This is a genomic window from Pseudoalteromonas sp. S327 (assembly GCF_005886415.1).
Taxonomy (GTDB): domain Bacteria; phylum Pseudomonadota; class Gammaproteobacteria; order Enterobacterales; family Alteromonadaceae; genus Pseudoalteromonas; species Pseudoalteromonas atlantica.
The window spans coordinates 1-11,989 of sequence record NZ_PNDP01000100.1; the positions used below are offsets into that span (position 1 = coordinate 1).

General features: G+C 36.9%; 9 protein-coding genes. 8 read left to right on the top strand and 1 reads right to left on the bottom strand.

The features are described 5' to 3' along the window. Positions 1-200: 200 nt before the first annotated feature. Positions 201-1,589, bottom strand: a complete 1,389-nt coding sequence (locus CWB60_RS20220; RefSeq protein ID WP_138579972.1) for an MBL fold metallo-hydrolase RNA specificity domain-containing protein — start codon at positions 1,587-1,589, stop codon at positions 201-203. A 314-nt stretch (positions 1,590-1,903) separates the two neighbouring features. Here CWB60_RS20220 and CWB60_RS20225 point away from each other — a divergent pair, with 314 nt between their 5' ends. The 8 genes from CWB60_RS20225 (at position 1,904) to CWB60_RS20260 (ending at position 11,895) form a co-directional block, all read left to right on the top strand. Beyond that, positions 1,904-2,971: an HAD family hydrolase gene (locus CWB60_RS20225; RefSeq protein ID WP_138579971.1), complete on the top strand. Its 1,068-nt coding sequence runs from the start codon at positions 1,904-1,906 to the stop codon at positions 2,969-2,971. 194 nt (positions 2,972-3,165) lie between these two features. Further along, positions 3,166-4,986 carry an HAD-IA family hydrolase gene (locus CWB60_RS20230; protein ID WP_249318449.1) on the top strand — a complete coding sequence of 607 codons (1,821 nt, stop codon included), beginning with the start codon at positions 3,166-3,168 and terminating at the stop codon, positions 4,984-4,986. Positions 4,987-4,992: 6 nt separating this feature from the next. Further along, the gene (locus CWB60_RS20235; protein WP_248444187.1) at positions 4,993-5,877 is read left to right on the top strand and encodes a hypothetical protein; all 885 of its coding nucleotides are present in this window, start codon (positions 4,993-4,995) and stop codon (positions 5,875-5,877) included. Continuing rightward, on the top strand, positions 5,868-6,965 hold the full coding sequence (locus CWB60_RS20240; protein WP_171036173.1) for a glycosyltransferase family 61 protein: 1,098 nt from the start codon (positions 5,868-5,870) through the stop codon (positions 6,963-6,965). The genes CWB60_RS20235 and CWB60_RS20240 overlap by 10 nt, the downstream gene beginning before the upstream one ends. Beyond that, complete coding sequence (locus CWB60_RS20245) at positions 6,965-8,167, top strand: hypothetical protein (protein WP_138579968.1); 1,203 nt, start codon at positions 6,965-6,967, stop codon at positions 8,165-8,167. The genes CWB60_RS20240 and CWB60_RS20245 overlap by 1 nt, the downstream gene beginning before the upstream one ends. A gap of 55 nt (positions 8,168-8,222) precedes the next feature. After that, positions 8,223-9,992, top strand: a complete 1,770-nt coding sequence (locus tag CWB60_RS20250) for a glycosyltransferase family 2 protein (RefSeq protein WP_249318450.1) — start codon at positions 8,223-8,225, stop codon at positions 9,990-9,992. Positions 9,993-10,116: 124 nt separating this feature from the next. Further along, positions 10,117-11,022: a glycosyltransferase gene (locus CWB60_RS20255; protein ID WP_138579967.1), complete on the top strand. Its 906-nt coding sequence runs from the start codon at positions 10,117-10,119 to the stop codon at positions 11,020-11,022. A gap of 3 nt (positions 11,023-11,025) precedes the next feature. Continuing rightward, positions 11,026-11,895: a glycosyltransferase family 2 protein gene (locus CWB60_RS20260; RefSeq protein ID WP_138579966.1), complete on the top strand. Its 870-nt coding sequence runs from the start codon at positions 11,026-11,028 to the stop codon at positions 11,893-11,895. Positions 11,896-11,989 lie beyond the last annotated feature (94 nt).

Below are 11,989 nucleotides of genomic sequence, written 5' to 3' on the forward strand. Positions count from 1 at the left end.
GAGAAAAGCTAATAACTGCTCTGTGTAGCGCGCAGCGCCTCTGTGCCCTCGGTGGTAGATTCTTTTGGTTAAATGCACAACGTGATTAAGAGGCTATTATCACCACAGAGAACACGGAGAAGTGAAGGAGAAGAGCTAATTACTTCTCGGTGAAGCGCCTCGGTGCTAAAGTTACTTTGGGTTAAGCTAATACAGTTAAGCTACGTGGCAATCTCAATTTTAATGCCTTCCCCTAACACCTCTTTATACTTGTTTGCTAATGCATGTTTTGCATTATCATCGCCGTGTAGAATTTTTATATGGCTGGGCTTTTTCTTCATACCTGTTACAAATTTAACTAAGCCGTTTTGATCTGCATGTGCGCTGTAACCGCTAATGGTATGCACCTGTGCGTTAATTGTAATACGTGTATCGTTTATAAATACATAGCCATTGCGTGGGCCATGTTTTTGTATATCGCGGCCAAGCGTCCCCCGCCCTTGATAGCCAACAAACAATATATCGGTTGTTTTGTCACCTAAAAAGCGCTCTAGGTAATTTACTATCCGCCCACCACTGCACATACCGCTGGCAGCTAAAATAATGGCGGGTGTTTGGCGCGACGCTAAATAATTAATAATGGCGATATGCTCACTATGAGTATCTACCGTAGTTAGGTTTTCAAAATCTAGCGGATGGCGGCCTTTGGCTACTTTAAGTTTAGCCTCTGCATCCCATAAATGTTTAAATTTAATATATTGCTCGGTAAAATTGGCTGCCATGGGGGAGTCTAAAATTACATGAATATTACGCCAAGGTGAGCCTTTAGCTGATTGATGTATCAGCTGCTCTAGTTCGTAAAGTAGCTCTTGAGTACGCCCTATGCTAAATGCCGGTACTAATACTATGCCGTTATCTTTTACTGCGCGTTCAATAATCTTTTTTAGTGCGCGCGCGCGCTCTTTGCGGCCTTGATGATTTTTATCACCATAAGTTGATTCAATCACTAATGTATCTGCTTTATAGGGCGCTTTGGGGGTCGGTAGCAATGGGGTGTAAGGTGCGCCTAAGTCACCTGAAAATACCACTCTATGGGTGTTTTTATTATGTTGATTTGAGCTGGTTGTATGGGTAATGTCTATTTCAATATATGCAGAGCCAAGTATATGGCCGGCTCGCTGAAACCTCGCTTTTGCAGTTTGCTCCCCTTTGCATGGAAGGGTAAACCATGTTTTAAAGTTAACACTCACAATGTATTTTTGTAGTAAGTTTAGGCTGGCTTTTATAATTTTGGGGTCACGTGTTACACCTACTTTTAAGGCATCTTCAATAACAAGTGGGAGTAAACTTGCTGAGGCGGGAGTTGTAAATATAGGGCCTTTAAAGCCAGTTGCCAATAAATAAGGTATACGCCCTACATGATCAATATGACAATGGGTTATTATTAGCGCGCTTATATTGGTTATATCAAATTCAATAGATAGGTCGGCTTTGGCATCTTCTCCTTGAAAAAGCCCGCAATCAATTAATACGCTGGTTTGTGTATTAATCGCTAGCTCATGACAAGAGCCTGTAACTCCATTAACCGCTCCATGGTGAAGTATTTGCATAATTCCTCTGTTATTTTGAGGCAAAACTTAAACCTAGTTTTAAGTTACAAAATAGGCAAATACAATTTAATAAAATAAAGTAATTAAGGGGAAACTATTACTGCTATAAAAATTTTACTCAGAGGCTTTGTTTATATGAGCTAAAAAATAAGCTTTTATGCCTTAAATACTTATTTTTAGTTGCAATTAAAGCAATATAGTTTACTCACATTGTATTGCGACCTACAATACGCTTTGCATAAATTTAGGGTGTACTTTTTTGCTATTTAACACCACTATGTTTTTATTAATTTATTTAGGAGTGGTGTACGCTTATGGTTAACAGTGATGTATCGGCAGTAACGCAAGCTCAATACGCTAATTTTGGTTCTACTTTTTTGGGACCTTTACTTAGTTATTTTTCGCAGCAGTTACTACTTAATCAACCACAAAATACACCTGTTTACTTTTTAGCCCGCGAAGGTTATTGGTTACAACGAGCTTATAACCAATATTTACATGGCGCAAATGCGCAGCGTAATAGCTATTACTTATTAGTTTCTCGTGCTTTTTTATTTAAACTACTACTTAACGACGAACGTAGTTATGCGTATTCCTTAAAGGGTGAATTTTGCGGTACTTTCTATAATCTGATGCGTACACGTTTTTTGCTCTCGGATGCAGAAATTACAAATTTGTTCACTGAGCAAGTGTTTAATACTCGAATTGATCTGCAAAATGATAAAAATAAAGTCATAGCAATGTTAACAGAGAGCCATGATAAAATTGATTTACTTATTGCGCCCATTAAATATGCCTATTTGGCTTATTTAGAGTCTATAGAAGTCACCTCTCAAAGTACGTTACATTTAGTCGATTTAGGTTACTCAGGTACTATTCAGAGTTTATTAGGCATACTGCTTAGCAAAAATACCCATGGACATTACCTAATTTCTTCCAAGCCCGGTAAACACATTATTGAAGGCAATACTGCTGTAATGAAAGGTTACTTAAAAGAGGATGTGAAAATTGGTGACGGTTACATGCCGCTAGACCGCTCAATGTTTTTAGAGTCATTGATAACAGCACCAAATGGCCAGTTTAGGGACATTAAGTTTAATACTTTCAACCCTAAAACATTTGATATGTATTATGGCCGAAAAGTTGCCTCTCAGCGCTATTTTTATCTTTTAGAGCAAATTATGGCGGGCGCCTTAGGCATATGTGAACATAATGCACTGCATGCCATTAGTTTTACACCTAACGAACTAGAAACTCTACTAGAAAGCTACTTAGCTAAACCTAATATGATTCCTCGTGCAGTTAGGCACATTTTTGACATTGATGATGATGTAGCAGGCAATGGTACCGTTAATGCAATTCAATTTTTTGGTTTAGGTTAATGATAAACAAACAATTTATAAAAAAAACAGTACCTAGTGTATTCAATTTTGTTAAAAGACAACCTTTTTTATTTAGAGTAGCAAAAGGGATTGAGCGAAGGCTTGTTACTCGACAGTATGTAAAAAGTAGGGCTTTAAAGTCTTACACTCAAAAAGAGTTTAATTACCTGCTAAGAAGAGCTAAAGAAAAAGGATTGTTTGACAGTTCTTGGTACAGTGCTAATCAGTGCCGCGTATTTAGTTGCGAACAAGAAGCTTTTGAAGATTATCTACACAAGAGTGCGTTTAGCTGCGTTAACCCAAGTCCTAACTTTGACACAGAGCTTTATTATAAATGTAATACAGACATTTATTTACACGGGGAAAATGCGTTAGTGCACTATATGGCATATGGTGAGCAAGAAGGGCGCTTAGCGCTGCCCGCCACGCGCAAGTGGTACCCTAAAGCGATTAGCTCAACCGCAGATGGCACTACTAAAAGTAAAAAGATTGCTATGTGCTTTCATGTTTTTTATGGTGAGTTTATAGATTATTACGCCAACTGCTTGGCTAAATACGAACAGCAGGTTGATATATTCATAAGTGTTGCCAGCGACGAACTTGCTAGTAAAGCACAATCGGTTTTTAATGCCTGCCCTAAAATAAATAAGGTGACAGTTAAAGTTGTGCCTAATCATGGGCGCAATTTTGGACCTTTACTTGTTGAGTTTGCAAAAGATTTACAAAATTACGATTTGTTTTGTCATATGCATTCTAAAAAATCGCTTTATTCTGGCCGCGCTCAAACACAATGGGCCGATTACCTAGGCGAATACCTTTTAAAAGACCAGCACGTTATTAAGCAAGTTTTAAATCATTTTGACAATAACCCAAATACGGGAATTTATTACCCAACCTCGTTTTGGATGATGCCTAATTGGGTTAATCACTGGCTTAAAAATAAACCACATGCTAAAAAAATGGCTAACGAGTGGGAAATAGAGTTAACCGATGATTTTATTGCTTATCCTGCTGGTGGTATGTTTTGGGCAAGGCCGCAAGCACTAAAACAGCTATTAAACAAGTCGTACGATTACGATGACTTTCCTGGTGAACCTTTGCCTAACGATGGCTCAGAGCTCCATGCTCTTGAACGTTTATTAGGTTTACTTGCAGAGAAAAATGGCTACCAACAACTGTTTTATTACCCAACATCAGGACAGTTAACTCATGATAAAAGTTATATTTTATCGCAATATGTAAATAGTGCCGAAGGGTTAACTCAACAACTTAGTGGCTTTGAACACGTTAGTTTTGATGTGTTTGATACATTAGTCAGGCGTAAATACCACGCGCCTGACTACGCTAAGTTATTACTAGGTAAAAGCTTGGTGGATCAGGGTCTTGTTTTAAATGCGCATGAGTTTGTTAAAGCTCGTAATAATGCCGAATTTGAAGTGAGGCAGCAAAAAAACTTTGTAGGTGATGTAACTATTTTTGAAACGTACTTGCATTTGGCTAGTAGTTATAGTTGGACTGCTGAGCAGGCTAGTAGCTATGCAGAACAAGAGTTTGCCTACGATTTAGAAATGATTTTACCAAAAAATGAAATGGTTGATTTATTTAACCATTTAATTTTATCGGGCAAACGAATAACGGTTGCTTCTGATACGTATTATACACAAAAGCAAGTGGCGCTTATGCTTGCCAAAGTCGGTGTTAGTGTGGGGTTTGAGTTATTAGTTTCAAGTGAGCTGGGTAAACGAAAAGACAATGGCACAATGTGGCAATATATAAAAGAGAGTTTACCCAAAGGACAAAGCTTTATACATGTAGGCGATAACGCCGTAGCCGATGCACAAATTCCAGGTGACTTTGGGTTGCAAAATTTACATATTTTAAACCCTCTAGATAAATGGCATGCCGCAGGGTATGAGAATCCTTTTGTAGGAGAATTAGGTTTAAACGAAGCACACATTCTTAAATGGGGTGTATTAGTGAGTGATTTTGGTCGTTTTCCGTTTTTAGGTGAGTAGTAATTAATGTTTGAAACTTTATATTTGCATATTGGTTGGTCTAAAACTGGTACGTCAGCAGTTCAATTTCAGTTAGATTTACAAAAAGAGACTTTAAAACAGCAAGGAATCTTATATTCTACGCAGTTACAAATGAATGACCAAGCGCATCACCATTTTGCATTAGCCTTTGCGCCTATTCATGGCTACCCTGCAAAGTACAAAATACCAGAAGTGCTTGATTTACTTGAGCAAGAAATACTTGATAACGAGTGCCATTCTGCTCTGATTTCTAGCGAGCTTTCGCCTTTTTATTTTAATAATCCGCGCTTCCAGCAGTGGGCTAAAAAGTTTAAAAAAGTTGTGGTGATTGGCACTGTAAGGCGTCAATCAGATTTACTCTTGTCGTTATTTAACCAGTTAGTGAAAGACCCTCAGGTCAGGTATCAGGGGCGGTTCTTTCAAATGGCGTTGAACAATTTTCCGCGATTAAACTATTTTCAACAACTAAACCGATGGGCACAAAGCGTTGGTAAAGAAAATGTTTGGGTTATTAATTACGATGATGGTGTTGTTGAAACATTTCTAAGGCTGTTTGGGTTAATGCTTGAAAATACAAATGATAATGTGGTTATTAATGCTTCTTTACCTACCAGCGCATTATTGTTGCTACAAGAGCGTACGCAGCATGTAAGTGATGTTGTTAAGTACACAAGCATACGCGACAATTTAATTGAAGAAATAAACGCATATCCTAAAACGCATTTACCAAAAAGAATATTGCTTACAAAAGGTGAGCTACAGGCTTTAAATAGTTATTTTTTAGACTCGAATAATCTTTGTGCTGATTTTTTTACTGACAGTAACGAGCTATTTAAAAGCAAAGTATGCAAGGATGTTTTGTGTTATTAACTAGATTAAAGCATTCCTTAACACCTAAAAATAGTCAGTTTATTATTGATGATATTATTAATAGAGGCGAAAAAATAACAATAAAAAGGGGGGCTCAATACCCACCAGTAACCGTACCGCAGGCTGTTTCTAATCATGCCCGTTTTCGTGGTAATGCGTTTAAACAAAAAGGGGTCTCTGTTTTTGCATCAAATAATGCTATGGCGTGTTTAGATGAAGAAAAGGGCTTTTTTAGCCACGGCAAAGTGGTAAATGGTTTTAGCTATAAAGCAGCTGTTGATAAATTAAATAGTGCTAAAGATTATGCTGACTATTCTAAGTTTAAGGTACTTGATTTAACGTCTCCTGGCGGTAAGTTTTATAGCCATTTTTTGTTTGATGTTTTACCTAAAGTACAGGTTATAAAATCGTTGGGCATAGACTTAAACTTTTTTGATAAAATAATTATTAACTTTAAGGATTTACCTTTTATTAAAGAGGCGTGTGAGCTGCTTAAAATAGACTTTAATAAAGTAGAAGGCAGAAATGCCCAAAATAGAATATTAAAGTGTAACTGTTTTGTGTCAGTAAGTGAGCCAAGGGATGCGCTTTATACGTCTGATTGGATTGTTGATTTTATTCGTGAAACGTTTTCCTCTAACTTACCAATCAGTACAAGTACGTCTATATATATTAGTCGTAATTTAGGTAGTAAACGAATAATTACAAATGAAAATGAGCTTTTAGACGAACTAAATTTAGCCGGGATTAATACAGTATATTGTGAAAAAAACACGGTAAAACAAAATGCTAAAGTTTTTAGAGCTGCAAGCGTAGTTGTTGCCCCGCATGGTGCCGGTTTAGCTAATATAGTATTTTGTAGGCCGGGTACCACCGTGGTTGAGCTTTTCTCGAGCCATTGGTCAGATGAGTTTTGGAAGCTTTGTATCGCGTGCGGCCTTAATTATATACCTGTTCAAGTGGAACGCGAAAACGGTACAATGGCTGATTTGGCAACACTTGATTACGCTAATTCGTATTTAAAATTAAATGCTGAAAATATGCGGGTTAATAGTTTACTGAGTTTATTTAACTGCTCTGAAAATTAATGAAAACAATTATTCATATTGGCCCTCCTAAAACGGGGACATCTGCTATTCAAAAGTGGCTAAAAGATCATGCCGACTGTTTAATGTCTAATGGGGTGTATTATCCCGAACATCAACAAGATAGTAATGGTATTAGTTCAGGTAATTTTTTATCTGTTTTTTCTGCACATAATGGTGATTATGTATATAGCCCGCAGAAGCTGCAAGATACAATAGCTAAGGCACAAGCTGCAAACTGTCATACGCTCTTATTAAGCTCTGAGTTCTTTTTTAGCCGTTTACCTACGCTACTAAAAGCGATTCCAGATGCGCAGTGTATTGCATATGTTCGTAACCCAGCTCAGTTGCACGAGTCTCACTATAACCAGTCGGTTAAGCGCCATGGTAATACTGCGGTAATAAAAAGAGCTGAGACGCTACCTATGCACACGCTAAAACGCTTGGGAGAATACGGGCAACAGCTTGGTAAAAAGCTTACATTAAGAGCCTATCATGACGATTTGTTTGTAAATAAAAGCATTGTATGTGATTTTTTAAGTGTAGTATTTAATAACAATGATATTGATTTCGATGTAAAGGCCCCTGAACGGGTAAACCCAGGATATTGTTTAGAGGCTCTTGAAATTAAACGGTGTTTTAATTACTACGAGTTAGGCCAATATGCAGGCCGATTAGACAGAGTGCTACAGGCTTATGATAAAGGTATAAAACAATTTACTTTTGTTGGTAAACATCAATTTAATGACTATAAAAGACAGTCAATTCGTTGGATTGAGAGGCTTGCAGAGCAGGTGCCATTTGAACAAGCCGGCGAGTTGGTAGATGTTATAAAAAACCAGCCTCATCAAGACTTTTTTAAGCAAGAGGTTTCTAAAGCGCAGTGCTTAGATGTATTTAATTTTATATTAAAAAAAGATAAGGATTTATTACAGCGTTTAGCATTGTGTGTTTACGCACAGCCAAATGTTGAAGATAGGTTCCCTTTTGTAGCCGCTTTGTTTGAAGTTATACCTCCTAGAAGTGCTCTGCCAACTATTGTGCAGTATGTAAAAGATGCTATTTACTGCCGTTATCCAACACTTACTTTTAACAGCAGTACAACCAAAAACACAGACTTAAATAACTTTAGGAGTAATGTGAGTAATTTGCTTCAGGTGCGCTTCAGTTTAATGGCTTATATTAAGGCGTTACTAGCTTCATGATAAAGTTGATATATGTGTTTTCATCTTTAGCATTCTTCGCTACAGGACGAATTAATTGCAATATATAAGAAAATCAATCGCAAATCTGGCCAAGTTTATAATTAACTATACGCCTAATACTTGGGTTGAAAGTATTAAGAAGCACCCAAAATTAGTTGCTGTGTATAGTAATAACTTACATAAAAGCGGTCTGATGTATCAGTTACAGACCATTGAAGAGCAAAAAGCGTCTTACCTGGCATATATGAAACATCAAAGCGCTCAAATGTCGGCACAAATAAAAAGTAGCGGAAATATGGTATGCGAAAGTATGCTACTTGTATGTGTTGAACAATTTAACAGTAATGAGCTATTTATTACTTTGGCGTCTATAAAAGCTCAGCACCTGCCTTTTTCTAACGTAATTTTTTGGTGTAAAAATACAGACGAAAAGAATTTAAATCACTTTTTGCCAAAGCATTGTGATTTTGAGTTTGTTGTTACATCTGATCTAGTTGGTGATGCCCGACTGAATAAAGTAAAAACTAAAGCAAGTTTTGTTGTATATAGTGGAGATAAACTAGATAGTTATTTAACGTTTGCATTAACTACTCATATAAATTTAGATACGCATTTAGCTTATTTTGATACTGACAAGCTCAGTAATGAGCGCGAAAGAGAGTACCCTGACTTTAAGCCTGACTGGAACCCTGATTTACAGTTAACTGCGGGTTATATTAATTCAGGATTATGGGTTAAAACGTTAGCCGATTTTGCATATGGATGCGGTACATTGAGTGCATTTAATGTCGCAAGGTATATGGTTTTTTGTTATTTAAATAATTTACCTTTAACAATACAGCATATACCGCTTGTAATGCTTTCAAGGTCATCTAATTTAGTTAGCTTTGCTAATGCAAAAGCATTTTTGGAACCCTTATATAATAAAGTGGCTGAAATAGACAATAGCAATGACTTGCCGACTTTATCTTTACGGTGGCATTTAGACTATAAACCGCTTGTTTCTATAATTATTCCTACTTGTAATGCTAAAGAGCTAGTACGAGCATGTATTGATTCAATTTTAAATAAGTCAACATATACTAATTACGAAATATTATTAGTAGATAATAATTCGGACGACAGTGAATCCCTACGCTATTTTAATCAGCTAAGTGAGCACCCTAAGATCACGCTATTAACGTATAATAAGCCTTTTAATTATTCCGCTATAAATAACTTTGCTGCTAAGCAAGCCAATGGTGAGGTGCTCGCTTTAGTTAATAATGATATTGAAGTAATTTCACCCGATTGGCTTTTAAATATGGTTAGCCATGTAATGCGTGAAGATATAGGTTGTGTAGGTGCAAAGCTATTATATTCAGATAAACGGATTCAACACGCAGGTGTAGTAATGGGCTATGGAGGTGGCGCTGGGCACGGACACAAATATTTTCCTGGTGATCACCACGGCTATATGAACAGACTTATTGCTACTCAAAATTATAGTGCTGTAACTGCAGCATGCTTGCTTATTAAACAAAATGATTTTTGGGCGGTTGAAGGTTTAAACGAAGAAAGCTTAGCGATTGCTTTTAATGATGTTGATTTATGCCTAAAAGTGCAGCAATTGGGACGACGTAACTTGTATTGTGCTGAAGCGGTTTTGTATCATCATGAATCGGTTTCAAGAGGCTATGAAGATACTCCTGAAAAAGTTCAACGCTTTGAAAATGAACTAAATTACCTAAAGTCAACATGGCAGGATACGATACTATCAGATCCTGCTTATAATCCAAACTTAACCCTTCGTAGGGAAAACTTTTCGATAAAACCCTTTGAATAAGTGTTGTTAGTTGCAAATAACTCACTAATAGTTTTTTTGAATCATAAATAAAAGTGCGATAAAATGACAGAATTGCTAAGTATATATGACTGTTATTTGGTTGTTTTAACTTTATAGAGATAATATGAATCCAACCTCGGCTGCAAACAGTCATTTTTATATGAATACACCACAAGCTTTACCTTTAAGCGTAGAGACTGTTTGTGGGATGTCTGTTTACAAAAACGATAAAATTGAGTGGGTAACGCAAGCTGTTGAAAGCGTTTTAAACCAAACTCTCCCACCAGACTTATTTGTTGTTGTAATTGATGGTGGTATAGCCGATGCCATTTCTTTGTATTTATCAGAAACAGAAAAAAAACACACTAATTTTATATTGGTACATGGTACTCAAAACCAAGGGTTGAGTGCATGTATGAATTATATCATTGAGATGACACTTCCTTTGGCTCCTAAATATTTTTTTAGAATGGATGCCGACGATATTTGCGTATTACACAGATTTGAAAAGCAGGTCACGTTACTTGATAAGCATAGTGAAATAGACGTGTTAGGTTCTGCATTATGGGAAGTCGATGAACAAGGTGTAAGGGCTGGAGTTCGTAGGCTACCACTCACTCACTCTAAACTGTTATCTTCCTTTTCTAGGCGTTGCCCTATAAACCATCCCACTGTTGCTATTAGGTACTCGGTCTTTAAAAGAGGGCACAGATATTTAGCAGATAAGCTAAACACACAAGATTACTTTTTATGGATTGCTTTAGCGAAAGATGGTTATAAATTTGCCAACGTTAAAGAGCCTTTGTTGCATTTTAGGCGCGTAGATGGTTTTTATAAAAGGCGTGGACGAGGTAAATCAATTAACGAATTTAAGGCTCGATTATTAGCTATGGAGGCTCTTTCGCAACGTTCATTACAAAACTACAGTTATGCGACTTTTGTATTGCTTTTAAGAATGATGCCGTCGTGGGGGATAAAGTTTGCCTATAAAGTAGATCGTTTCTTATTAAATTTAAAAAAGCATAATTAGCATATGATTGGTGCCGTTTTAGTCGTTTATAACCCTGATATTACGTTGACAGAACGTTTACTTACTCGGTTATACGGCCAAACAGATGAGGTGGTAATAGTTGATAATAGCCCTAAGCCAAATGATTTTAAAAAGGTTATTGAACACTACCATTATATACATTTCCCTGATAACAAAGGGATTGCTGCAGCACACAACGCAGGCCTCATATTTTTACTTAAGGCTGGTTGTGAATATGCGCTTTTACTCGATCAAGACAGCTTAATCCCAAGTAATTTAGTTTTTGAATTGCATAGCTTATTTGAAGCTTCAAAAAAGGTACAACAAAACATTGTTGCAATAGGGCCACGTATTAAGTGTAGCTTTTCAGATAAAAATGTTCGCCCTCGTATACAGCATGATGTGTTTGAATACGAAGATTTAGTGGGCGTTACACAAATAATAGCCTCAGGTATGATGATTGATTTGAGTGCATTGGATCATATTGGGCTTAAAGATGAGTCATTATTTATTGATGGTGTAGATCATGAATGGTGTTGGCGTGCTCGTGATATGGGGTTTGATATTGCTAAGGCCAAAAATGTAGAAATGGTGCACCGGTTAGGCGATTCGCGTAGTAAGTTTGTAGGCGTAACTTATAAAGTAGGCGCACCTATTAGGCTTTATTATCAATTTAGAAACATTCTACTTTTGAGCCGCAGGCCTTATGTGCCAATGTACTGGAAACTCAGATGCTTATTTTTTATGCCTGTAAGGTTATTTTTAAATTCGGTTATGCAACAAAATAGGCGCAAGCGTTTGGTGTTTATGCTTAAAGGTATTGTCGATGGGGTACTAGGCCGAAAAGGGCCGTATAAATCGAATTGGAAGTAAGTGAGCGAAAGACTAAGCGTTTGGGTTAAGCCCATAAAAAATGAATAGATTGTTATCACCACAGAGAACACAGGAAGAGAAGGAGAAGATCTTT